Genomic DNA, 23,262 nt, shown 5'->3' with positions numbered 1-23,262 from the left:
AGTAGCAAGCAAGAGAGAGTCGAATGCCGAGTAACACCGTCGCCCAGTTCGCTGTTGAACTGAAAATGCCTGCGAACGTACTGCTGGAGCAGTTGCGTTCCGCTGGCGTTGAACTCAAGTCGGTTGACGATGCCGTCACCGACGCGGATAAGGCGAAGCTCCTTGAGTCGTTGCGTCGTGCCCATGGTGGGAACGAGGGCAAGAAAATTACCCTGACTCGTCGCCAAACCTCCGAAATACGGCAGGCCGACGGCTCCGGACGCTCGCGCACAATTCAAGTAGAGGTGAGAAAGAAGCGCGTGTTCGTCAAGCGTGATCCCGCCGAGCTCATCAATGAGGCCGCGCAAGCCGAAGCGCTGGAAGTGGCCGAGGCTGCCGAGCAAGCAGTGGCCACTGATGCGCCCGAGACAACACCAGTCATCGAGCCAGCTGCTCAGCCAGCATCCGTTGTCGAGCCGCAAACACCCGTCACCGAGCCCGAGGCTGTCGTAGCTGAAGAAGCCGAGCCCGTGCCGGCACCGGTCGAGCCGGAGCCAAGTGCTGTGGCTCCTGCCGAAGACGCTCCAGCCGAAACGCCAAAATCCAATGCCGGGCAACCCGTAGCCGAGCCCGCCCAAGAGCCGGCTCAGGCTGCAGAGCCCGCAGCGGAGGCAGAAGAGCCCAAGGTGCAAGAGCCTGTGGTTCAAGAGCCCGCTAAAGAAGAAGCTCCGGCACAAGCCGAGCTTGCTGCGGAACAAGATGCCGGCGACAAGCCAAAAGCCAAGACTCCGGAAGCTGAAAGTCAGCCCAAGGCAGCCGCCAAGTCGGCGACTCGTCCTGGTAAAACCGCCGCCCGCCGTGCCCCTGCAGCTCAACCCGTGGTCGACGAAGATCGCGAGCGCGCCCGCCGTGCGGCCGAAGCAGAAGCCGCCGCCTTGCGTGAAATGCTCAGTCGTCCACGCAAAGTACTTAAAGCGCCCGAGCCCGATGCCGGCAACTTGTCCGGTACTTTGCATAAGCCTGCAGGTACCAAAGGCGCCAAGAAAGATGGCAAGGCAGGCGACGTCAAGAAGGTCATCAAGACTGCCGAGGTCTCTTCATCCTGGGCCGACGACAGTGGGCGCAAAAAACCTGCAGCCAAGGCCGATGCACCTCCCGCCAGTCCCAGCCGTGACGGTTGGCGCGCTGGTGGCAAGGCAGGCAAGGGCGGCAAGGGTAATGCCCGTGGCCGTGGCCGTAATGCGCAACCAGAACGCAAAGAAATACAGCCGGTCGAATTCATCGCCCGTGAAGTCCATGTGCCTGAAACCATTTCGGTGGCCGATCTGGCCCACAAGATGTCGATCAAGGCCGCTGAAGTCATCAAGCACCTGATGAAGCTTGGCCAAATGGTCACCATCAACCAGGTGCTTGATCAGGAAACGGCCATGATTGTGGTCGAAGAGCTCGGCCATACCGCCATAGCTGCCAAGCTTGACGACCCCGAGGCCTTCCTCGAGCTGGCTGAGGGCGTTGAGGCTGAACAAATGCCTCGCGCCCCGGTCGTGACCGTCATGGGTCACGTCGACCACGGCAAAACCTCGTTGCTCGACTATATCCGTCGCAGCAAAGTGGCATCAGGCGAAGCCGGTGGCATCACGCAGCACATTGGGGCCTACAACGTCAAAACCGAACGTGGCATGGTTACCTTCCTTGACACGCCCGGACACGAGGCGTTTACCGCCATGCGTGCACGAGGCGCTCAGGCCACCGACATCGTCATTCTCGTGGTGGCTTCCGACGACGGCGTAATGCCGCAAACCAAAGAAGCCATTCACCATGCCAAGGCGGCTGGTGTGCCCCTGGTGGTAGCCATAACCAAAATAGACAAACCCGACGGCAATCCTGAGCGGGTCAAGCAGGAATTGGTCGCCGAAGAAGTGGTGCCGGAAGAATACGGTGGCGACGTTCCCTTTGTGGGCGTGTCGGCAAAAACAGGCGAGGGCATTGACTCCCTGCTTGAAAACGTATTGCTTCAGGCCGAAATCCTTGAGCTGACAGCCGCTGTCGAGGCTCCGGCCAAGGGTATTGTGGTCGAAGCGCGCCTCGACAAGGGTCGTGGTCCGGTCGCAACCATACTGGTGCAAAGCGGTACGCTGAATCGCGGCGACGCGGTATTGGCCGGTGCGAGCTTTGGCCGTGTACGGGCCATGCTGAACGAAAATGGCAAGCCTGTGACCAGTGCCGGTCCTTCCATGCCGGTTGAAATTCAGGGCCTTACCGAGGTTCCGGCCGCCGGCGACGAAGTCATCGCGATGGCCGACGAGCGCAAGGCACGCGAAATCGCCTTGTTCCGCCAGGGCAAGTTCCGCGACGTCAAGCTGGCGCGCCAACAGGCTGCCAAGCTCGAGTCCATGTTCGACAACATCGGCGAAGGCGTTCAGACGCTTGCGCTGATCATCAAGACCGATGTGCAAGGTTCGCAAGAAGCCTTGGTGCAGTCTCTGGTCAAGCTGTCGACCGACGAAGTCCGGGTACAGGTTGTGCATGCGGCTGTAGGCGGTATCTCTGAAAGCGACGTCAACCTGGCCATTGCTTCGCACGCAGTAGTCATCGGATTTAACGTCCGGGCCGAGCAAAGTGCCAAGAAACTGGCCGAGCACAATGATATCGATTTGCGCTACTACAACATCATCTACGACGCCGTCGACGATGTACGTAACGCCTTGTCGGGCATGCTGGCCCCCGAGAAACGGGAAGAGATCATAGGCATGGTCGAGATCCGCGAGGTCTACAACGTTTCTCGCATTGGCAATATTGCAGGTTGTATGGTCACCGACGGTGTTGTACGCCGAGATTCCCAAGTACGCTTGCTGCGCAATCATGTGGTGCACTGGGCCGGCTGGATCGACTCCCTGCGTCGCTTCAAGGATGACGTCAAGGAAGTCAAGTCCGGCTTCGATTGCGGTATTACCCTCAAAGGCAATAACGATATCGAAGTCGGCGACCAGCTTGAAATCTTCGAAATCAAAGAAATTGCCCGGACGCTCTAATCACCATGGGTCGACACAAGTCCAAACCTAATCCGGGGCGTAATACCCGGCTTGCCGACCAGATCCAAAAGGATCTGGCCGGCTTGATTCAGCGCGAGCTCGATGTATCGCGCGCCGGACTAATCACCCTGACGTCAGTCGAGCTGTCGGCTGACTACGCGCATGCCAAGGTGTATTTCACCGTCATGGGCGCCGAGCCTGAGGCGGCCAGCGCCGCCCTGGCCGAGAAAGCCGGCTGGCTGCATTCGCTGCTGTTCAAGCTTTTGCATATTCATACCGTACCCACTTTGCGTTTTATTCACGACGATCAATTGGCGCGCGGTATCGAGCTATCACAACTGATTGACCGGGCGAACCGCCCGCAGGTTGAACCTTTCAAACCCTCGGAACCCGAGGACCCCGACGAACAGCCCTAGAGGCTGTCGTTTTTTCATGGATTTATAAACGATGGCTTCCCGACGCGGGCAGATGCTCGATGGTGTCCTGTTGCTGGACAAACCGGAAGGTTTGTCGAGTAATCACGCCTTGCAACGCGCCAAAAGAGCCCTGGATGCCCGCAAGGCCGGGCACACAGGCACACTGGATCCTTTTGCTACCGGCCTGCTGGTTTGCTGTCTGGGCCGTGCCACCAAGATTTCGGGGAAAATGCTGGAGGCCGACAAGGGCTATGTAGCTACCTTGCGCCTGGGCGAGGAAACCGACTCGGGTGACCTGACAGGTAATATCGTGGCGCAAGCGCCATCCGAATTCAAAGGCGTGACGCAGTCGGAGTTTGAAAAAGTCTTGCCACAATTTCGTGGTGAAATAGAACAGATCCCGCCCATGTACTCGGCGCTGAAGCGCGACGGCAAGCCCTTGTACGAGTATGCGCGTCAGGGTATTGAGCTTGAGCGCCCGGCGCGCAAGGTAACCATCCATGCGCTGGAACTTCTGCAGTTCAACGGTCTCGAAGCCGAGATCCTGGTTGAGTGCAGCAAGGGTACTTATATACGCACTCTGGCCCAGGACATTGGCCGACAGCTGGGTTGCGGTGGACACCTGAAGGCCTTGCGGCGCATCCGTGTAGGCCCTTTCAAGCTTGACGATGCCGTTGGGCTCGAAGCGCTGCAATCCATGGCGGCGCCTCAAACTACTTTAATTGCTCTCGATGCCTTGCCTGCCGGCCTGTCGCCATCAAGCACCTTACAAAAGGACGAACTATGAATCGCGCACTGCGCAATGTGGCTATTATTGCCCACGTGGACCACGGCAAAACGACGCTCGTCGATCAATTGCTGCGCCAATCCGGCACATTTCGCGATAACCAGCAGGTTTCCGAACGTGTCATGGATTCCGGTGATATCGAGAAAGAGCGCGGCATCACTATCCTGGCCAAGAACTGTGCCGTTCAGTACGAAGGTACGCACATCAATATTATCGACACTCCGGGACACGCTGACTTTGGCGGCGAGGTGGAGCGCGTGCTGTCCATGGTGGACGGCGTGGTGTTGTTGGTTGACGCTGTTGAAGGCCCAATGCCGCAAACCCGTTTCGTCACACGCAAGGCGTTGGCCCTGGGCCTGAAGCCCATTGTTGTGGTGAACAAGATCGACCGTCCGGGTGCACGCCCTGATTTTGTCATCAATGCCACTTTTGATTTGTTCGACAAGCTGGGCGCCACTGAAGAGCAGCTGGACTTTCCCATTATCTACGCTTCCGGCCTGTCCGGATACGCGGGTCTGACTGAAGAGGTACGCGAAGGTGATATGCGTCCGCTGTTCGATGCCATACTCAAGTATGTGCCTCAGCGCGAAGACGATCCCGATGCGCCTCTGCAGATGCAGGTCATTTCGCTGGACTACAGCACTTATGTCGGCAAGATCGGCGTAGGCCGTATCAACCGCGGACGCTTGCGCGCAGCGCAAGATGTCGTGGTCAAGTTCGGTCCCGAAGGCCAGCCCATCAAGGGCCGTGTCAATCAGGTGCTGAAATTCAAGGGTCTGGAGCGCGAGCAAGTTGAAGAAGCCCAGGCTGGCGATATTGTGCTGATCAACGGGATTGAAGAGATAGGCATAGGCTGCACCATTATGGATCCGGCCACGCCCGAAGCCTTGCCCATGCTGCGCATCGACGAGCCCACCCTGACCATGAACTTTATGGTCAATACTTCGCCGTTGGCAGGTCGTGAAGGTAAGTTTGTGACCAGCCGCCAACTGCGTGACCGCCTGGATCGCGAGCTGAAGTCCAATGTGGCCTTGCGTGTGAACGATACCGACGATGATACGGTTTTCGAGGTTTGCGGCCGTGGTGAGCTGCATCTGACTATTTTGCTGGAAAACATGCGTCGTGAAGGCTACGAGTTGGCGGTCTCTCGTCCGCGCGTCATGTTCAAGGAAGAGAACGGCGTCAAGCTGGAGCCTTATGAGCTGCTGACAGTGGACGTCGAAGACGGCCATCAGGGCGGCGTCATGGAAGAACTGGGCCGACGCAAGGGTGACTTGCAGGATATGCAGGCCGATGGTCGCGGCCGTACTCGCCTTGAGTACCGTATTCCCGCACGTGGTCTGATCGGATTCCAGAGCGAATTCATGACGCTGACTCGCGGCACGGGCCTGATGAGCCATATTTTCGATGACTATGCGCCCATGCGCGAAGGTGGCGTGGGCGAGCGCCGCAATGGTGTCCTGATCAGTCAGGACGAGGGTGGCGCCGTTGCCTACGCCTTATGGAAGCTGCAGGATCGTGGCCGCATGTTTGTGTCGCCCCAGGATCCACTTTACGAAGGTATGATTATTGGCATACATAGTCGTGATAACGATCTGGTGGTCAACCCCATTAAAGAGAAGAAGCTGACCAACGTGCGCTCGTCAGGCAAGGATGAGCATATTGATCTGGTGCCTCCGGTACAGTTGACGCTTGAATATGCTGTCGAGTTCATCAGCGATGACGAGCTGGTGGAAGTCACGCCAAAGTCGATACGTTTGCGTAAGCGCTATCTGCAGGAGCACGAACGCCGCCGTGCGTCGCGCGAAACCAGCTAAGAGACTGCTTATATCTCCTGGCCTGGAACGCTAAGATGTAAAGTGGACGCGCCATGCTCAAGACAGCCCACAAAATCCATCAATGTGGGTGTGGCGTGCTCGTCGTTCCACATCACAGTGATTGGACCAAAACGGATGTTTGAGTCACTGCTGATCTTGCGGAACAGGCCCAGTGAGGCCATGTAGGCGGCCATCGAATCTGAGCATACGCCTACATAGTCCCCCTTTTGCAGCAAAGTCTGCATCATAGCCAGCGAGGCGGTTTCGACGCGGGGGCGTAGCCAGGAGGCGCCTTGTTCGATCAGGAAGGCATCCATTTGGATACGGGTTAGTGTGCCGCTGGGCGGCATGATCCATTGCTCATGCAGCAAATTGCCAAAGGATGGAGTGCTGGAGTGCTGCCAGTACTTGCTGCCTTGTCCCATAACGATTGCTACGCGGTCTTCGAACAGTACGCGGTGCGCCAGTCCCGGGCGATGTGCACGGGCGTCAAGCACACCCACTACGGCATCCATGGCCCGGGTTTCCAGGCCTTTGAGCAGGTTATCGAACGGTCCGTCATGGATGGCAACGGCCACATCAGGATACTGCTGCTGGAACAAGCTGACCGCCTCGGGCAGACCACCGGCTATGCCGGCCCAGACACTGCCCACATTGAGCCGTGGTACACGGCCTGCAGCCACTGCGTGCATTTCGTGGCCTGCGCGAGCGATATCACCCAGAACGCCAAGTGCCAGGTGTTTTAGCAGTTGCCCAGCCGGCGTCAGTTGCAGGCGTCGACCGCGTATCACTAGGGTGGTGCCTGCTATGTTCTCCAGCTCCGCCAGCCAATGCGACATGGCCGATTGCGTCATATGCAGCTGCTCGGCTGCTCGAGTGAGGGTGCCGGCTTCTTCAAGTACGAGAAAGGATTCGAGGTGCCGCACCTTCAGGCGCCGCGCCCAGGTGAAACCGCCTAGGTGTTGAATCATGAGAAATCCTTCATGTGTCCATTGTACATTTTCACTAGACACATGCAGACATCCTCATGACAATGGTCTGACATTACAAAAAGCCACTGTCTTCGAGGAGTCCGTCCGTGTCCCAGTTTTTACTATCTCCATCCAAATTCGTTGGCGGGTTCGCAACTGCCGCCATGACCGTCGTTATGACTGCAGCCACTGTCGCTTTCTCTACTGCCCAGGCCCAAGGCGTCTATCCTAGCCGGCCAATCAAGCTGGTGGTCTCGCAGGCGCCGGGCGGTAGCTCTGATACCATTGCACGACTGTGGGCCGAGCATGCAGGCAAAGCCTTGGGCACCACTATAGTTGTAGAGAACAAACCAGGTGGCGGCGGTATTATTGCTGCACGGAGCGTAATCAATGCGCCTGCTGATGGCTATACGTTGTTGTATGGGAGCGTCTCACTGATGGTGCTCAACCAGTTCACCTACAAGCCCTTGCCCTATGATCCAGAAAAGGACTTTACCGGGGTGGCCATGCTCAGCACCAATTCGTTTGCTTTGGTGACCAACCCGGCTACCGGCATTGAGACGCTCAAGCAGTTGACCGACAAGGCCAAGGCTGCGCCAGGTAAGCTGAATTTTGCTTCTGCCGGTCTGGGCAATTCGACACATCTTGCCGTTGAACTGGTAGCCGATGCATTGGGCATTAGTATGATGCACATTCCCTATAGAGGCGAGGCCGATGGTGTTATTGCCACCGTGAGTGGTCAGACTGAGGTGATGGCTCCCGTGTACGGCACCGCACTACCACACATCAAGGCCAAGAGGCTCAATGCTCTGGCGGTACTTTCGCCTCGTCGCATGCCCGAACTGCCCGATGTCCCTACGCTCAGCGAGCTTGGGGTCAAGGGGTTCGACACTATGGGCTGGAGCGCAGTGGTGGCTCGTGCAGGCACGCCGCCCGAGATCGTAGAGAAGCTCAACAAGGCTACCGAAGCCTTTCACGAAAACCCGGATGTGCTGGCCAAGCTTGCCGCATTCGGTGTGATCCCGGTCGCAGGGCCAGCCTCCCTGGTTATGGAAACCACCGTACGCGATGCCGAGGCCTGGGGGCCAATGCTTAAGAAGCTCAACCTCAGTGTCAAGTGATGTGTAGGGCGTGACAAATATGAAAAAGCAAGCAATGGTCGTGTGTCCGCAGCCCGAGGCTGCTGAATCCGGCATCGAGATCCTGCGCGCCGGAGGTAATGCAGTTGATGCGGCAGTGGCCACCGCATTGGCACAAACCGTGGTCGACCCAATCATGTGCGGCATTGCTGGCTTTGGCACAGGCGCAGTCTATCTGCCCCACCAAGGCGTGCATGAGTATTTCGATTTTCATTCACCTGCGCCACTGGCTGCCCGCGAAGACATGTGGGAGCATTTGCTTGAAGGCGAAACCAAAGACGGCTTTGGCTTCATCCTGACCGGCAGAGTCAATGACATCGGCCCGCAGTCCATCGGTACTCCCGCCACGCTTAAAGGCCTGGAAGCCATGCACAAGGCGTATGGCCGCTTGCCGTGGAAAGAGGTGGTGGCACCGGCGATAGCCTGGGCTGATGACGGTTTTTTTGTGCGCCCGGGCATGCATGCCTTCTGGATAGATGAGCCTGCCATGGGCCGCGCGGGCAACCTCGAGCGCTTGCAGTACTGCGAAGAAAGCCGCCACTTGTATTGCCGTCCGGATGGCCGTCCCAAAGCGATTGGTACACCACTGCGTAACGAGGGCATGGCTACAGTACTCGGACAAGTGGCCGAGGAAGGCGCGGATCCGTTCTATTACGGAGACCTGGCGCATAAGATGGTGAATCACCTGCAGTCTATCGGCGCATTGATTACGCTCGAGGATTTGGCGCAGTATCAGGTCACTCGCAACAAGCCGCTGGTGGGCAGCTACCGGGACCGCAGCATCACTACCAATCAGCCTCCGGGCGGCGGCGCTATGTTGCTAGAGATGCTCAATATTTTGGAGAACTTCGACCTGCGCGATATGGAGCACAACAGCCCTGAGTACGTCCAGCTAGTGTGCGAGGTGATGAAGAAAGCCACTGCCGACAAGGATTGCTATATTGGCGATCCCAAGTTCTTTGATGTTCCTTTAGAGAAACTCCTCTCCAAGGACGTAGCGCGTGACATCGCCGACAGGATTCGCACCGGCGAGCGTTTTGGGGTAGAGCGGGTGAACCCCGGAGCTCCAGTACCGCGCGACACCACGCACCTGAGCGTGGTTGATGCCGAAGGTAATGCAGTATCGATGACGCACTCGCTAGCCATGCCATCGGGCATTATCACGCCAGGCATGGGCTTTCAGTACAACGGCTGCATGGGGGTGTTTGACCCGCGCCCGGGGCGTGCCGGTAGCATCAAACCAGGAAAAAGCCGCTTTACCGCTTCTTGCCCTACGATGACGTTCAAGGATGGCCAGCTCGATGTGGTGTTGGGTGCTCCAGGGGGGACTCAGATCGTCATGGGGGTATTGCATGTGCTGCTAAACGTGATCGATCATCAGATGGAAATGCAGGCTGCTGTTTCAGCACCACGGTTCTCGTCGACCAGCAACACTATTGATGTGTGCAACCGCATCCCGCGCTACACCACTCGTGCGTTGGAAGAGCAGGGTTATGTCATTGGTCGTAATCCCTATAACTACACCATCGCCTGGGTGCATGGCATACAGGTGCAGTCTGACGGCCTGCATGGTGGTGCAGATCCAGGTCGTGATGGTGTGGCTTACAGACTGGTCGCGCCAGAATCTTGCTGAAATGCAAACAAAATGGGCTCTCGATTGAGAGCCCATTTTGTTTTAACGGGTCAAGCCCCCTTGTCGTGGGGGATGCTCAATATAGGGCTTACATGCCGCCCAGGCAGACATATTTCATTTCCATGAAATCGTCCATACCGTAGACCGAGCCTTCCCGGCCCAGGCCTGACTGCTTGACTCCACCGAAGGGCGCGACCTCGTTGGATATCAACCCTGTATTGACGCCGACCATACCGTACTCCAAGGCCTCGGCCACGCGAAAAATGCGTGCAACATCGCGGCTGTAGAAATAGGCGGCCAAGCCGTACTCGGTGTTGTTGGCGAGCTCAATGACGTGGTCTTCGTTGCTGAACTTGACGACGGGAGCCAGCGGGCCAAAGGTTTCTTCACGCATGCAAAGCATGTCTTCGCTGATGTTGGAGATAACCGTAGGCTGGAAGAAGCGTCCACCCAACTGATGGGCCTGACCACCTGCATTGACCTTTGCACCCTTGCCCAGGGCGTCTTCGACGTGCTCGCGTACTTTTTGGATGGCAGCGTCGTCAATAAGAGGGCCCTGTGTGACCTTGTCAGTGAAGCCATCGCCGATTTGCAGGCTGTTGACCTTGGCAGAAAACTTTTCGATAAAGGCATCGTAGATGGCTTCATGTACATAAATACGGTTGGTGCATACGCAAGTCTGGCCTGCGTTACGGTACTTGGCCACCATAGCGCCTTCGACAGCGGCGTCGAGGTCGGCGTCGTCAAAGACAATGAAAGGTGCGTGACCCCCTAGCTCAAGAGACATTTTCTTGATGGTTGGCGCGCTCTGTTGCATGAGGATGCGTCCGACGGCGGTAGAGCCGGTAAACGTGACTTTTTTGACTACAGGGCTGTCGCACAGGACTTTGCCAATCGCAATGGAGCGGTCGCTGTCGGCGGCGATGATATTGAGTACGCCGGCCGGAATGCCGGCGCGTTCGGCCAGCTCGGCCAACGCCAGGGCTGACAAAGGAGTTTGTTCGGCGGGCTTGAGCACCACTGTACAACCGGCAGCCAGGGCTGGTGCCACTTTGCGGGTGATCATGGCGTTAGGGAAGTTCCAGGGCGTGATGGCAGCGCATACACCAATAGGCTCGCGCATGACCAGCATGCGGTTGGCCTTGTTGGGCGATGCCATGATGTCGCCGCTCACCCGCTTGGCCTGTTCTGCAAACCACTCGACGAATGAGCCGCCGTAGCCGATCTCACCACGGGCCTCGGCAAGTGGCTTGCCTTGCTCGAGCGTCATGAGTTTGGCCAGGTCTTCGGTGTTGGCGATGATCAGGTCGAACCATTTGCGCAGAATGCCGGCGCGTTCTTTGCCAGTGAGTGTGCGCCAGCTTTTGAAAGCCTTGTCAGCTGCCTTGATGGCTGCCTGGGCCTGATCGGCGTCCAGGTTGGATACTTGGGCAATGGTCTGGCCGTTGGCCGGGTTGTCGACCGGGAATGTGCTTTTGTCGGTGGCTTGGACCCATTTACCGTCTATATAAGAATCGGTTTTGAACAAAGAGGGATCGTCTAGCTGTATGGGTAGTTGCTGGAGTGTCATGTTCTGGGTGCTATGAAAATTGGTTGGACGAAAAGACCATTGTATGCCTGTTGCCGCGTCGTTGCTCGCCGCTATTCAGGCAAGGCGGGCGCTGCCTGGCGTTCGTCGATGAATTCGGCGCAGAAGGTTTCGATATTCTTCATCACCAGGTCCAGGTCGTCGGTCAGGGTCAGCAAGTTGATATCTTGCGGAGCGATAAGATGATTGGCGAGGGGGCCTTTTTTTACCCAGTCGATCAGGCCCGTCCAGAACTCGGTGCCGATCAGAATAATAGGCGCGGGCGGAACTTTACGAGTTTGCACCAGCGTCATGACCTCGAAGAGCTCATCCAGGGTGCCATAGCCACCAGGTAAGGCGATATAGGCCGCGCTATGCATGAAAAAAGTAGCTTTGCGTGAATAAAAGTAATCGAAAGTCAGGCTGTGCGTTTGATAGCGGTTGTTCTTGGCTTCGTGCGGCAGCTTGATATTAAGACCTATGCTGTTGCCGCCAGCCTCGAAGGCGCCTTTGTTCGCGGCCTCCATAATGCCGGGGCCTCCACCAGCAATGACGGTAAGGCCGGCTTTGGCCAGGCGTGAGCCCAGTGCTTCGGCCAAGGCATAATAGGGTGAGTCTGGCTGGATGCGTGCGCTTCCGAATACACTGACGCCCCAGTCAATTTCTTTTAGTGTCTCGGCGGCAGCCTGCAACTCTGCCATAATTCCAGGAATCTGATGCGCCGCAGGCGTACGAACTATCTTATTGTTTGACATGAAAAAAACCTTGTTGCTTGTTGATGGGTCCAGCTATTTGTATCGCGCGTATCACGCCATGCCCGACCTGCGAAACGCCAAAGGAGAGCCTACAGGCGCTCTTTATGGCGTCATCTCCATGTTAAGGAGACTGGTACAGGATTACAAGGCAGATTACGCCGCCTGTGTTTTTGATGCGCGCGGTAAAACTTTTCGCGATGACATTTACCCCTTGTACAAGGGGAACCGGCCATCCATGCCCGAAGAGCTGGCGACTCAGATCGAGCCCATACACAGGGCGGTAGTCGCCCTGGGCTGGCCGGTGCTGGCAGTGCCGGGAGTAGAGGCCGATGACATCATTGGTACTTTGGCGCTTCGCGCAGCACAAGAGGGCGTGCACACCGTGGTGTCGACCGGCGATAAAGACATGGCTCAGCTGGTAAATGAGCATGTGGAGTTGGTCAACACCATGAGCGGTGAGCGTCAGGATATTGATGGCGTCATCAAAAAATTTGGCGTGACACCAGACCAGATTGTAGACTTTTTGATGCTCACTGGCGACACCGCAGATAATATCCCGGGTGTCGAAAAGGTAGGTCCCAAAACCGCTGCCAAATGGCTGGCGCAATACAAGTCTCTGGACGCCCTGGTCGAAAACGCGGAGAGCGTGAAGGGCGTAGCCGGTAATAATTTGCGGGCTGCCATCCCCAATTTCGCCATGACGCGCCAGTTGGTGACCATCAAAACCGATTGCGATATTCCGGAGCTGGCCTCGGGCTTGTCGGCCTTGGCCCCCACGCCACTCGATCGCGACACCCTGATCAGCCTGTACAACGAGTACGGCTTCCGCAGCTGGCTGCGCGAGCTTACAGGCGATGCCGACCTGGTACCCGAGCAAGATAGCCGCCAGCCGCAGGAAACACCTCAGGCACCCGAGCAACTCGATTATCAAACCGTCAATAACTGGGCCGATTTTGATCGTTGGTTGAAAGCGATAGAATCCGCCGAGCTGGTGGCATTCGATACTGAAACCACCTCGCTTGATCCCATGCAGGCTCGGCTGGTTGGCTTGTCCATGTCGGTGCAGGCGGGGATTGCCTGTTATATACCGGTAGCTCATCGTGGTCCTGATCACACGCCGCAGCTGCCCAAGCAGGAAGTCCTTGAGCGCTTGCGCCCGTGGCTCGAGAATCCCAAAGCACACAAGCTCTTGCACAATGCCAAGTACGATACGCATGTGCTCATGAATGAAGGCGTTACGCTGGCGGGAGTCACCGAAGACACCATGTTGCAGGCTTATGTGCTGGAGTCGCACAAGCGCGTGAATATGCAGGAGTTGGCTGAACGCTGGTTGGGGCGGGTCGGTACCACTTATGAGGATTTGTGCGGCAAGGGCGCCAAACAGATAGGTTTTGACGAGATCGATGTCGATCAGGCTTCGCATTATGCCAGCGAAGATGCTGATTTCACCCTGCAATTGCATCAGGTATTGCGCCCGCAGGTGAAGGCCGATCCAGGCCTTGAACATATTTATCAGCTCGAGGTCCGGGCCTCGGCAACTTTGGCCATTATCGAGCGCAATGGGGTTGCCATCGACGGCAAGCTGCTGGCTGCGCAAAGCCATGAGCTGGGGCAGAAGCTTTTGGCGTTCGAGGCCCAGGCTTACGAGCTGGCGGGGCAGCCGTTCAATTTGAACTCGCCCAAGCAACTGGGTGAGATCCTGTTCCAGCGCATGCAGTTGCCGATTGTACGAAAGACGCCCAGTGGCGCGCCGTCTACCGATGAAGATGTGCTGACGAAGCTTGCACAAGACTATCCCTTGCCGGCCTTGTTGCTCGAGTATCGCGGCCTGGCCAAGCTCAAGTCCACATACACCGACAAACTACCGAAAATGATCGACCCGAATACCGGGCGTGTCCATACCCGTTATGCGCAAGCGGCAGTCATTACCGGCCGCTTGGCCTCGTCCGATCCCAACCTGCAAAACATTCCTGTGCGTACGGCTGAAGGGCGCAGGGTCAGGGCAGCATTTGTGGCCAGCGGCGGTCAAATCGTGTCCGCCGATTACTCTCAAATTGAACTGCGTGTCATGGCACATGTGTCAGACGATGAAAACCTCAAGCAAGCTTTTGAGCAGGGCGACGACATCCACCGGGCCACAGCCGCCGAGGTATTCGGCGTTACGCAGGCCGAGGTCTCGGCCGAGCAGCGCCGCGCGGCCAAGGCCATCAACTTTGGTTTGATTTACGGCATGGGAGAGTTCGGTCTGGCATCCAACCTGGGCATTACGCGTGATGCGGCCAGGGCGTATATCGATCGTTATTTTGCGCGCTACCCTGGCGTGGCTGCTTATATGGAACAAACCAAGCGCATGGCCAATGAGCTGGGCTATGTGGAAACGGTGTTTGGCCGGCGTTTGTGGCTGCCGGACTTGCGTGGTGCCAAGGGTCCGCGTCGTGCCGCCGCCGAACGTGCCGCCATCAATGCTCCCATGCAAGGCACTGCAGCCGATCTGATCAAAATGGCCATGGTTGCGGTACAAGACTGGATCGAGGCCGAGGGTTTGAAAACCCTGATGGTGATGCAGGTGCACGATGAGCTGGTGTTCGATGTGCCAGCCAGCGAAGTTGATCTCATCAAACAGAATTTGCCTGGTTTGATGTGCAATGTGGCCAAACTAAGCGTTCCACTGGTGGCCGAAGTAGGCGTGGGACCAAATTGGGAGCAGGCCCATTAAGGCCTGGAGCATTAAAGGAACTGATATGTCGTTTTCATCTATCACCGGAATGGAACCTACCGCAGTGCATACCGGCGCCGACGGCTTGCGCCATGGTCTGGTCGATATCCCCACGTTCGATGGCACTATTGCCGCCTACTACGCAGCCCCCGCCGATCAAGATCAGCCGCCGCTGATTCTGGTCATTCAGGAAATCTTTGGTGTGCACGAGCACATCAAAGATGTATGCAGACGTCTGGCACAGCAAGGCTATATGGCAGTGGCGGTCGAGCTGTATCAGCGTCAGGGCGATGCGGCCCAATATACCGATATGCAAGAGCTTATCAAGGATATCGTGGCCAAAGTCCCTGACGAGCAGGTACTGGCTGATCTGGATGCCAGTCTTGAATGGGCGGTTGCTCAGGGAGCAGATGCCACACGCCTGGGCGTTACGGGTTTTTGCTGGGGTGGACGCCTGACTTGGTTGTATGCGGCGCATCAGCCTCGCTGTAAAGCCGCTGCAGCCTGGTATGGCAGGCTCACAAGAGGGCATGGCCCTTTGCAGATACGTAATCCGGTTGATGTTGCCGCTGAGCTTCACGCGCCCGTACTGGGTTTGTATGGGGCGCAAGATGCCAGCATTCCATTGGAAGATGTGACGCGTATGGAAACGGCGTTGGCGCAAGGCAGCCTGGCTGCCCAGGCATCCCGATTTGTGGTCTATCAGGATTCTGGCCATGCTTTCTATGCCGATTACCGGCCCAGTTACAACGCTGCCGATGCCCAGGATGCCTGGGGCAAGATGTTGGACTGGTTTGGTCAGCATATGGACCAGGGCCTGTAATCAGGCCCTGGTAATGCCTTCCGCTTTTGTTCGCGCTCAGAAGGTTCGTAAATGGAGCTGAGCTGCGCAGCTGCTGCTTACAGCTGTTGTGCTGCTTGAAGGGCGTGGATGCGGGCTGCAATGGGCGGATGCGACGAGAACATGGCGCTGATTGCCTTGCCTCCGGAAATGCCGGAGGCCTGGAAGTTCTTGGGCAGTTCGCCAGCTTCGACACCACCCAGGCGGGCCAGGGCGCGTATCATGGGTTCACGCGAGCCCAGCAGGCTGGCTGACCCTGCATCGGCACGATATTCACGCTGACGCGAGAACCAGGCCACGATAATCGAGGCCAGCACGCCAAACACCAGCTCGCAAACCAGAACCGTAATGTAGTAACCCATGCCGACGCCACGTTCGTTCTTGAATACGACCTGATCGATAAAGTAGCCGGCGACGCGCGCCAGGAAAATCACGAATGTATTGACGACACCCTGTATCAGGGTCAGCGTGACCATGTCGCCGTTGGCGACGTGGGCCACTTCGTGGCCCAGGACGGCAGCGACTTCTTCTTCCGACATGCTTTCAAGCAGGCCGGTCGAGACGGCAACCAGGGAGTTGTTTTTGGAGGCGCCGGTGGCAAAGGCGTTGGGAGCACCTTGGTAGATGGCAACTTCGGGGCGGCCTATGCCGGCCCGATCGGCCAACTGGTGCACCGTGTCAAGCAACCAGGCTTCGCGAGGGTTGCCGGGGGCTTGGGGGTCGATCACCCGTGCTCCGGTCGACCGCTTGGCCATCCATTTGCTGATCAGCAGCGAGATGATGGAGCCAGTAAAACCGATGATGGCTGAAAAAATCAGCAGTTGGGTGAGGTCCAGGCCATTGGCAGTGAGGTAGCGGCCTACGCCCAGGATATTCATGGACGCACTGAGGACAATCATGACCGCCACGTTGGTCATGAGGAACAGGAAAATTCGCTTCATATTTTGATTATTCCAGTCAAGGCGAGCGTTGGAAAATGGTTGGTTTGTGGAGTTGGACTGTGTATATGGGGGTCAGTTCCCGGCAATCAAGGAGGTGCTGAACGACGCGAGGTGTTATCTGCTGTTTCATTCAGGCATCGTACCGATCTTTTCCCAGTACAAGAGTATAGTATCGGCTTCGTGTTTTGTTCTGAATTGCGGTCGGGTACATGCAGTCTCTGTGGATGTTACTGGCGAGTATGATGTTTGCTGGCATGGGGGCCTGTGTAAAGGTTGCCGCCGACTATGGGGCGTCTTTGCCTCATGTGGTCCTGTTTCGCGGCATTCCGTCTGTCTTGCTCTTGTTTGTGTGGACGCGGCTTACACATCGTAGTCTGGTCCCCAATAGCTGGAAACTGCATATTTGGCGCAACCTTTCGGGCGTCAGCTCCATGTGGCTGGGTTTCTTTGCCATCTCCCACCTCCCTTTGCCTACTGCCATTAGCCTGAATTACACGGCGCCCTTGTTTATTGCCTGCTGGATGCTGGGCTGGGGCGGTACGCAGCGTGATCCGGTGCGTATTGCAACCGTTGCATTGGGTTTTCTTGGGGTGCTGGCCGTATTGCGACCCAGTATCGGGCATGAGCATCTGCTGGCTGCCGGCCTGGGTCTGGGAGCGGGGGCTTTGTCGGCGATTGCCATGATGCAGATACGCAGCCTGGGGCGCTTGGGTGAGCCCGAGTGGCGGACGGTATTCATTTTTTCATGCTTCGTTTGCTTCACGGGCATTATCGGGCTGCTTGTCGATGGGTGGCGTGATATGAGTTTGCCGGCCTGGCTGGCACTGACCGGGGTAGGGGTGCTAGGTCTAGTGGGGCAATTGGCGATGACACGGGCCTTTGGCCTGGGTTCGGCACTGCTGACCGCAGCCTTGCAATACACCACCATTATCTTTGCGGCCCTGTTGGGCATTATCTTCTGGGGCGACGTGCCTGATCCCATCGCTTGGGCGGGAATGGGGCTTATCATAGTCTCTGGCTTGTTGTCGATCTGGCGTACCTATACCGAAGACCGCATTATGCGCGGGCAAACGGTCGTGCAAATGGAGGCAACATCCGTTGATACGGCAATAGAGGAGACCCGACGTGTTTAAGTTACTGATCAGTGCAGAAGAACTGCAAAAAAATATCTCCGCGCGCAACTGGCTTGTGTTCGACGTCAGGCACAATCTGGCGGACCATCAGGCCGGCCGGAAAGCCTACGAGCAGGGGCATATTCCCGGAGCACTCTATCTTGATCACGAAGAGCAGCTTTCTGCGCCAAAAACAGGCAGTAATGGCCGCCACCCCTTGCCCGATCGTAGTGATTTTGCGGCATTGATGCGTAGCCAGGGTTTGACGCAGCAGTCGCAAGTGGTGGTATACGACGGGGGCAACAGCATGTTTGCCGCGCATCTTTGGTGGATGTTGCGCTGGATTGGACATGAGCGGGTAGCAGTCCTCGATGGCGGCTGGCAGGCCTGGGAGGCAGCCGGTGGGGCCATGGAGACCGGCTCGAATTCGGCCAGACTGACTGAAGCTCAGGCCTTGCAAAGCCTGAATGCGCCAGCGAAAGCGGCCATGCCGACAGTGGATGCTCAGGTGGTACTCGAGAACCTGTCGAATCCAGTATTTATGGTGCTCGATGCCAGAGCTGCCGACCGCTATTCGGGCAAGTCCGAACCCATGGATCCGGTCGCTGGCCATATTCCACAGGCCCTGAATCGGCCTAATGCTCTGAATCTTCAGGAAAATGGTCTTTTCAAACCGGTCGAGGCGTTGCGGCAAGACTTTCAAACTCTGCTTCAGGGGCGAGCCCCACAGCAAATCGTCCATCAATGCGGATCGGGCATCACTGCTTGCCACAATCTGTTTGCCATGGAATTGGCAGGTCTGGAAGGGTCCGCCTTGTATCCGGGCTCCTGGAGCGAATGGTGCAGCGATCCCAGCCGGCCTGTCGCGCGTGCTGGTGAGTGATCGGCACCACTGATTGAATCTGGGCCAAGAGGGCAGCTGTTGTCAGCTGCCTGTGCGCTCCATCATGCGTCGATACCACTCATGAAAGTGCCGCATGCCATCCTCCATGGGTGACTGGTAGGGGCCTGATTCGCTGATGCCGCGTTTCATGAGCGCCCGGCGCCCGGCATCCATTCTTTCGGCAATTTCGTCGTCTTCAATGGCTGTTTCCATGTAGGCGGCTCGTTGGGCTTCGACGAACTCACGCTCGAAGGCAGCAATATCTTCGGGGTAATAGAACTCGACGATATTGATGGTTTCTTGCGGGCTGACCGGATGCAGTGTCGATAGCACCACGACGTGCGGATAAAGCTCGATCATGTGCGTGGGAAAATAAGTAACCCACACGGCGCCAAAATCAGGCGTAGTGCCGGTTCGGTAGTCAAGCAGGCGCTCGTGCCATTGCTGATATACCTCTGTGCCGGGTTGCGTCAGCGACTGGTGTACGCCTACGCGTTGCGAGCTGTACCACGCTGAAAATTCCCAGCTCAGGTCGTCGCAGGTCACGAACTTGCCCAGCCCCGGATGAAAAGGACCTACATGGTAGTCTTCGAGATAGACTTCGATAAAGGTTTTCCAGTTGTAGTTGCAGCGATGGACTTCGACATGATCCAGTACATAGTCTGAGAAATCGAACTCGGGCCGTTCAAATAAGGCAGCCATATCGTGCGCTGGATTGCGTGGACCCTCAAACAACAGGCCATGACAGTTTTTCAGTGCATAGCGTTGCAGGTTCAGGCAGGGCGTTTCAGGAAATTGCGGCGCGCCCAGCAGTTGCCCCTGCTTGCTGTAGGTCCAGCGATGCACCGGACAGACGATATTGCCGCCGGTATCGCGTAAATTGCCGTGCGAAGCCTGGGCGCTAGTCACATCGCCTGCCTGGCCGCCCAGCATAATGGCTTGTCGATGCCGGCACACATTCGAAAGTAGCTCAACGCCCTGAGGGTGACGGACCAGCACACGGCCGGCTTGCTCTTGAGGCAGGGTCCGCCAATCGCCTACTTCAGGTACGAGTTTTTCGTGCCCCACGTAAATTGCGGAGTTCTTGAAAATGAGCGCCTGTTCTTGCTCGAAGATGGTTTCGCTGAAATAACTGCTGGCTGAGAGTTGGGTGTGGGCCGGCGCGAAATGCGCTTCCCGACCGATGTCGGTCATGGTTCCCCCCGCAATGATGAAACCAGTAGGCTTGACAACCCCTGGTGCGAAGAAAAAAACGGACTGGCCGATGACTATGGAAAACCGACGATTGTACTTCAATTTCTCTTATGGAAAACAAGCGCTTGAAGACGTTTTCGGCGGATGTGGCTCGCTTCTCGTACAATTTAGGCAGTTTCATAAAGACGCAGCCCCAGCGGCGCGTCTGCTTACTGGAAAATGGTCATGAATAATGCGAAGGCGGGCGAGCAGCCCATAGCTGACGGGGATGGATTGAAGCAGGCTGCGCTGCCTCAAGATTTCGAAACAGCCCTGGCCCAGCTGGAGTCTCTGGTTGCTCAAATGGAAACCGGCACGCTGGCGCTCGATCAATCGTTGGCTGCTTACGAACAGGGTGTTGAGCTGGCCAAAATATGCCAGCGCCGCCTTGATCAGGCTGAACAACAGGTAAGGGTTTTGCAAGACAATCTGCTGAAACCTTTGGCTGATGCTCCCGACACTCAAGAGGATTGAGCATGGGGCGTAAAACCATAGATTTTCCGGTGTGGCTGGATGATCGCGTACAGCATATTGAAGCAGTGCTCGATCAGCTCCTGCCCCAAGAGACCGTCGTACCCGAAAGTCTGCACGAGGCTATGCGCTACGCGGTCCTGGGCGGGGGCAAACGGGTGCGGGCAGCGCTGGTCTATGCGGCGGGAGAGGCTGCTTTGCAATCCGGCACACCGGCATCGGCTCAGGAAATAGGTCTCGATCACGCCGCTGCGGCGGTTGAACTCATCCACGCATATTCATTAATACACGATGATCTGCCTTGCATGGACGATGATACGCTGCGTCGGGGGCGACCAACGGTACATGTCCAGTTTAACGAGGCTGCCGCCATGTTGGCGGGCGACGCCTTGCAACCGTTGGCTTTCGAGTTGTTGGGCATGATGCCTATTGCTCCAGCCCTGATCGTGCAGGCAACTCAGCTAATGGCCCGTTCAGCGGGCAGCCTGGGCATGGTCGGCGGGCAGGCCATCGACTGTGATAGCGTGGGCGTGGCGCTGTCCAAAGAACAGCTTCAGCAAATGCACAGTATGAAAACAGGTGCGATGCTGGAGGCCAGCGTGCTTTTGGGTGGAATCGTTGCAGGTGCGGGGTCAGCCGTGCGGCAGGGTCTGGAAGACTATGCCGCGGCCATAGGCCTGGCTTTCCAAGTAGTAGATGACATCCTGGACGTCACTGCCGATACGGCTACGCTGGGTAAGACTGCGGGCAAGGACGCGGCGGGGAATAAACCTACCTATGTCTCCATCATGGGGCTTGATGGCTCACGAGAGCTCTTGCATGCCCTGCACGCGCAGGCCCACGCCGCCTTGCTGCCACTAGGTCCTGCCGGCACGCATTTGGGAGGTATTGCCGACTATATTGTGGGCCGCGACCGCTGATATCCCGGCTTGTCACCCCGATCCGACAATAAGACGGGGTGTCGTCCGGTTTTCCATCTTTCCACTTGCTGTTATCGTGGACGGTTAAAATGCTGTTTGACCGAATTCTTTAATCTGTATGGCTATCGTCTCTTTAGAAAACATTCATTCGCCAGCTGATCTGCGATCGCTGGACCGATCCGGGCTCCACGAGATCGCCGCTCAGCTGCGAGAGTTCGTGCTGCAGTCCGTCTCTAAAACGGGTGGGCACCTGTCATCCAATCTGGGCACCGTCGAGCTCACTATTGCCCTGCATCATGTGTTCAATACGCCTTATGACCGTATTGTGTGGGATGTTGGCCATCAGTCTTACCCGCATAAAATCCTCACCGGACGGCGGGAGCAAATGGCTACATTGCGTCAGAAAGGGGGCATTTCCGGCTTTCCCAAGCGTAGCGAGTCCGAGTTCGACGCTTTCGGTACAGCGCACTCGTCCACGTCAATATCAGCGGTGCTTGGTATGGCAGTTGCCTCCCGCAATGCGGGGCTCGACCGCCAACATATCGCAGTGATCGGCGATGGCGCCATGACAGCCGGCATGGCGTTCGAAGCCCTGAATAACGCCGGAGTGACGTCAGGCGTGAATGTGCTGGTGATTCTCAATGACAACGATATGTCGATTTCACCGCCCGTGGGCGCGCTCAACCATTATTTTGCGCGTCTGCTGTCCGGCCGTTTCTATGCCACTGCCAAGAACGTCGGGCGTGCCGTGTTGCAGCATGTACCCCCCGTGCTTGAGTTTGCCCGCCGTATCGAAGGTCATGCCAAAGGTATTGTGTCACCCGCCACACTGTTCGAAGAGCTGGGCTTCAACTACGTAGGCCCTATCGATGGTCACGATCTTGACGCGCTTGTCCCTACGCTCGAAAACCTGAAGCAATTGGGCGGACTGCAATTCCTGCATGTCGTGACCAAAAAGGGTCAGGGCTACAAGCTGGCAGAAGCAGACCCTGTGCTGTATCACGGTCCTGGCAAGTTCGACCCGAGCGTAGGTATCCAGAAGCCCAAAGAGCCCCCCAAGCAAACCTTTACCAAGGTTTTCGGGAATTGGCTATGCGATATGGCTGAATCCGATCCGCGTCTGCTGGGCATCACGCCAGCCATGCGCGAAGGTAGCGGTATGGTGGAGTTCGAACGGCGCTTTCCCGCCCGCTACTTCGACGTAGGTATTGCCGAACAGCACGCAGTCACTTTCGCCGCGGGACTGGCATGCGAAGGACAAAAACCTGTCGTGGCTATTTACTCAACTTTCCTGCAGCGAGGCTATGACCAGCTCATTCATGACGTGGCCTTGCAGAACCTGGACGTCACCTTTGCTCTCGACCGGGCGGGTATCGTGGGCGCCGACGGTGCGACTCATGCGGGCAACTACGATATTGCCTACTTGCGTTGCGTGCCGAATATGGTCGTGGCAACGCCTTCCGACGAAAATGAGACTAGGCTGCTGCTGAGCACTTGTTATCAGCATCCTGGCCCTGCTTCCGTCCGCTATCCCCGAGGCGCCGGCTGTGGTGCCACGGTAAACGCAGGGCTGGATGTCGTACCCGTCGGCAAGGGGGTGGTACGGCGCGAAGGTCAACATATCGCCTTGCTGGTGTTTGGTACGTTGGCCAGTGCTGCAGTGCAGGCTGCGGAAAATCTTGGCGCCACCGTCGTCGACATGCGTTTTGTTAAGCCGCTTGACGAAACCCTGCTGCAAGACCTGGCTGGCACACATCAGGCCTTTGTCACGATTGAGGATGCAGCCATCATGGGGGGCGCGGGTAGCGCTGTTCTTGAATTTTTCAGCCAGAAGGGCATCGCTTGCCCGGTACTGCAATTGGGCTTGCCGGATATCTTTATCGATCATGGCGACCAGGCTGCCATTCTTGCCGAACTTGGGCTCAACGCGGCAGGCATTGAAGCTTCGATACGGGAACGTTTTCCCAACTTGCTGCCTCTTGTAGCATGAGAGCCAGATGTTTTGCGTTAAAGTTGCGCTGTAGTCAGCCAGTAATTGTCCGCCAGTAG

The 23,262-nt window shown here is 57.0% G+C and carries 18 protein-coding genes; 13 read left to right on the top strand and 5 right to left on the bottom strand.

All coding sequences use genetic code 11. The annotated features are described in order from the left end of the window. Window positions 1–23 precede the first annotated feature (23 nt). The 4 genes from infB to typA are packed head-to-tail and all read left to right on the top strand — an operon-like array spanning window position 24 to window position 6,031. Complete coding sequence (gene infB / locus ERD84_RS13135) at window positions 24–3,011, top strand: translation initiation factor IF-2 (RefSeq protein ID WP_130040127.1); 2,988 nt, start codon at window positions 24–26, stop codon at window positions 3,009–3,011. A 5-nt stretch (window positions 3,012–3,016) separates the two neighbouring features. After that, on the top strand, window positions 3,017–3,427 hold the full coding sequence (gene rbfA / locus ERD84_RS13130; protein WP_130040126.1) for a 30S ribosome-binding factor RbfA: 411 nt from the start codon (window positions 3,017–3,019) through the stop codon (window positions 3,425–3,427). A 31-nt stretch (window positions 3,428–3,458) separates the two neighbouring features. Beyond that, window positions 3,459–4,214: a tRNA pseudouridine(55) synthase TruB gene (gene truB / locus ERD84_RS13125; RefSeq protein WP_130040125.1), complete on the top strand. Its 756-nt coding sequence runs from the start codon at window positions 3,459–3,461 to the stop codon at window positions 4,212–4,214. Continuing rightward, window positions 4,211–6,031 (top strand): translational GTPase TypA, encoded by a 1,821-nt coding sequence (typA, locus tag ERD84_RS13120; protein WP_130040124.1) that lies wholly within the window; start codon window positions 4,211–4,213, stop codon window positions 6,029–6,031. Before truB ends, typA begins: the two co-directional genes overlap by 4 nt. An 8-nt stretch (window positions 6,032–6,039) precedes the next feature. Here typA and ERD84_RS13115 read toward each other — a convergent pair whose 3' ends face one another. Continuing rightward, window positions 6,040–7,002 (bottom strand): LysR family transcriptional regulator, encoded by a 963-nt coding sequence (locus ERD84_RS13115; RefSeq protein ID WP_130040123.1) that lies wholly within the window; start codon window positions 7,000–7,002, stop codon window positions 6,040–6,042. Window positions 7,003–7,166: 164 nt separating this feature from the next. On the opposite strand from ERD84_RS13115, the gene ERD84_RS13110 reads away from it, so the two are divergent. Further along, complete coding sequence (locus tag ERD84_RS13110; RefSeq protein WP_130040432.1) at window positions 7,167–8,123, top strand: Bug family tripartite tricarboxylate transporter substrate binding protein; 957 nt, start codon at window positions 7,167–7,169, stop codon at window positions 8,121–8,123. A gap of 19 nt (window positions 8,124–8,142) precedes the next feature. Continuing rightward, window positions 8,143–9,774, top strand: coding sequence for a gamma-glutamyltransferase (ggt, locus tag ERD84_RS13105; RefSeq protein ID WP_130040122.1), 1,632 nt, complete (start codon window positions 8,143–8,145; stop codon window positions 9,772–9,774). An 88-nt stretch (window positions 9,775–9,862) separates the two neighbouring features. On the opposite strand, the gene ERD84_RS13100 is transcribed toward ggt, so the two are convergent. Both ERD84_RS13100 and ERD84_RS13095 read right to left on the bottom strand, forming a co-directional pair. Then, on the bottom strand, window positions 9,863–11,344 hold the full coding sequence (locus ERD84_RS13100) for an NAD-dependent succinate-semialdehyde dehydrogenase (RefSeq protein ID WP_130040121.1): 1,482 nt from the start codon (window positions 11,342–11,344) through the stop codon (window positions 9,863–9,865). 71 nt (window positions 11,345–11,415) lie between these two features. After that, entirely contained in the window at window positions 11,416–12,096 is a 681-nt protein-coding gene (locus tag ERD84_RS13095) for an LOG family protein (RefSeq protein ID WP_130040120.1), read from the bottom strand. On the opposite strand from ERD84_RS13095, the gene polA reads away from it, so the two are divergent. After that, window positions 12,095–14,812 (top strand): DNA polymerase I, encoded by a 2,718-nt coding sequence (gene polA / locus ERD84_RS13090; protein ID WP_130040119.1) that lies wholly within the window; start codon window positions 12,095–12,097, stop codon window positions 14,810–14,812. The genes ERD84_RS13095 and polA overlap by 2 nt on opposite strands. A 25-nt stretch (window positions 14,813–14,837) precedes the next feature. Then, window positions 14,838–15,635: a dienelactone hydrolase family protein gene (locus ERD84_RS13085; RefSeq protein ID WP_130040118.1), complete on the top strand. Its 798-nt coding sequence runs from the start codon at window positions 14,838–14,840 to the stop codon at window positions 15,633–15,635. 77 nt (window positions 15,636–15,712) lie between these two features. Here the strand turns inward: ERD84_RS13085 and htpX are convergent, their stop codons facing one another. After that, window positions 15,713–16,594, bottom strand: a complete 882-nt coding sequence (htpX, locus tag ERD84_RS13080) for a protease HtpX (RefSeq protein WP_130040117.1) — start codon at window positions 16,592–16,594, stop codon at window positions 15,713–15,715. A gap of 209 nt (window positions 16,595–16,803) precedes the next feature. On the opposite strand from htpX, the gene ERD84_RS13075 reads away from it, so the two are divergent. Both ERD84_RS13075 and ERD84_RS13070 read left to right on the top strand, forming a co-directional pair. Beyond that, window positions 16,804–17,727: a DMT family transporter gene (locus tag ERD84_RS13075; protein WP_130040116.1), complete on the top strand. Its 924-nt coding sequence runs from the start codon at window positions 16,804–16,806 to the stop codon at window positions 17,725–17,727. Further along, a complete protein-coding gene (locus ERD84_RS13070; RefSeq protein WP_130040115.1) occupies window positions 17,720–18,589 on the top strand; it encodes a sulfurtransferase in 870 nt (289 codons plus the stop codon). The genes ERD84_RS13075 and ERD84_RS13070 overlap by 8 nt, the downstream gene beginning before the upstream one ends. A 42-nt stretch (window positions 18,590–18,631) precedes the next feature. Here the strand turns inward: ERD84_RS13070 and ERD84_RS13065 are convergent, their stop codons facing one another. Beyond that, on the bottom strand, window positions 18,632–19,783 hold the full coding sequence (locus ERD84_RS13065; RefSeq protein WP_130040431.1) for an aromatic ring-hydroxylating oxygenase subunit alpha: 1,152 nt from the start codon (window positions 19,781–19,783) through the stop codon (window positions 18,632–18,634). Window positions 19,784–20,008: 225 nt separating this feature from the next. Between ERD84_RS13065 and ERD84_RS13060 the strand changes: the two genes are divergently transcribed. The 3 genes from ERD84_RS13060 (at window position 20,009) to dxs (ending at window position 23,203) form a co-directional block, all read left to right on the top strand. Further along, window positions 20,009–20,296, top strand: coding sequence for an exodeoxyribonuclease VII small subunit (locus ERD84_RS13060; RefSeq protein WP_130040114.1), 288 nt, complete (start codon window positions 20,009–20,011; stop codon window positions 20,294–20,296). A 2-nt stretch (window positions 20,297–20,298) separates the two neighbouring features. Continuing rightward, window positions 20,299–21,213: a polyprenyl synthetase family protein gene (locus ERD84_RS13055; RefSeq protein WP_130040113.1), complete on the top strand. Its 915-nt coding sequence runs from the start codon at window positions 20,299–20,301 to the stop codon at window positions 21,211–21,213. Between the two features lie 118 nt (window positions 21,214–21,331). Further along, window positions 21,332–23,203 carry a 1-deoxy-D-xylulose-5-phosphate synthase gene (gene dxs / locus ERD84_RS13050; protein ID WP_130040112.1) on the top strand — a complete coding sequence of 624 codons (1,872 nt, stop codon included), beginning with the start codon at window positions 21,332–21,334 and terminating at the stop codon, window positions 23,201–23,203. Window positions 23,204–23,262 lie beyond the last annotated feature (59 nt).

The sequence above is a fragment of the Pollutimonas harenae genome, assembly GCF_004153685.1.
In the GTDB taxonomy this organism is placed as follows: Bacteria; Pseudomonadota; Gammaproteobacteria; order Burkholderiales; family Burkholderiaceae_B; genus Pusillimonas_C; species Pusillimonas_C harenae.
The sequence above is the reverse complement of the archived record's forward strand: the minus strand, read 5'-3'. Positions and strand labels throughout refer to the sequence as shown.

Coding starts and splice junctions, on each gene's coding strand:
- rbfA (WP_130040126.1), top strand. CDS start 3,017: ATGGGTCGACACAAGTCCAAACCTAATCCGGGGCGTAATACCCGGCTT.
- ERD84_RS13095 (WP_130040120.1), bottom strand. CDS start 12,096: ATGTCAAACAATAAGATAGTTCGTACGCCTGCGGCGCATCAGATTCCT.
- htpX (WP_130040117.1), bottom strand. CDS start 16,594: ATGAAGCGAATTTTCCTGTTCCTCATGACCAACGTGGCGGTCATGATT.
- ERD84_RS13110 (WP_130040432.1), top strand. CDS start 7,167: ATGACCGTCGTTATGACTGCAGCCACTGTCGCTTTCTCTACTGCCCAG.
- ERD84_RS13065 (WP_130040431.1), bottom strand. CDS start 19,783: ATGACCGACATCGGTCGGGAAGCGCATTTCGCGCCGGCCCACACCCAA.
- ERD84_RS13075 (WP_130040116.1), top strand. CDS start 16,804: ATGCAGTCTCTGTGGATGTTACTGGCGAGTATGATGTTTGCTGGCATG.
- ERD84_RS13100 (WP_130040121.1), bottom strand. CDS start 11,344: ATGACACTCCAGCAACTACCCATACAGCTAGACGATCCCTCTTTGTTC.
- ERD84_RS13060 (WP_130040114.1), top strand. CDS start 20,009: ATGAATAATGCGAAGGCGGGCGAGCAGCCCATAGCTGACGGGGATGGA.
- polA (WP_130040119.1), top strand. CDS start 12,095: ATGAAAAAAACCTTGTTGCTTGTTGATGGGTCCAGCTATTTGTATCGC.
- ERD84_RS13115 (WP_130040123.1), bottom strand. CDS start 7,002: ATGATTCAACACCTAGGCGGTTTCACCTGGGCGCGGCGCCTGAAGGTG.
- typA (WP_130040124.1), top strand. CDS start 4,211: ATGAATCGCGCACTGCGCAATGTGGCTATTATTGCCCACGTGGACCAC.
- ggt (WP_130040122.1), top strand. CDS start 8,143: ATGAAAAAGCAAGCAATGGTCGTGTGTCCGCAGCCCGAGGCTGCTGAA.
- ERD84_RS13085 (WP_130040118.1), top strand. CDS start 14,838: ATGTCGTTTTCATCTATCACCGGAATGGAACCTACCGCAGTGCATACC.
- ERD84_RS13055 (WP_130040113.1), top strand. CDS start 20,299: ATGGGGCGTAAAACCATAGATTTTCCGGTGTGGCTGGATGATCGCGTA.
- dxs (WP_130040112.1), top strand. CDS start 21,332: ATGGCTATCGTCTCTTTAGAAAACATTCATTCGCCAGCTGATCTGCGA.
- infB (WP_130040127.1), top strand. CDS start 24: ATGCCGAGTAACACCGTCGCCCAGTTCGCTGTTGAACTGAAAATGCCT.
- truB (WP_130040125.1), top strand. CDS start 3,459: ATGGCTTCCCGACGCGGGCAGATGCTCGATGGTGTCCTGTTGCTGGAC.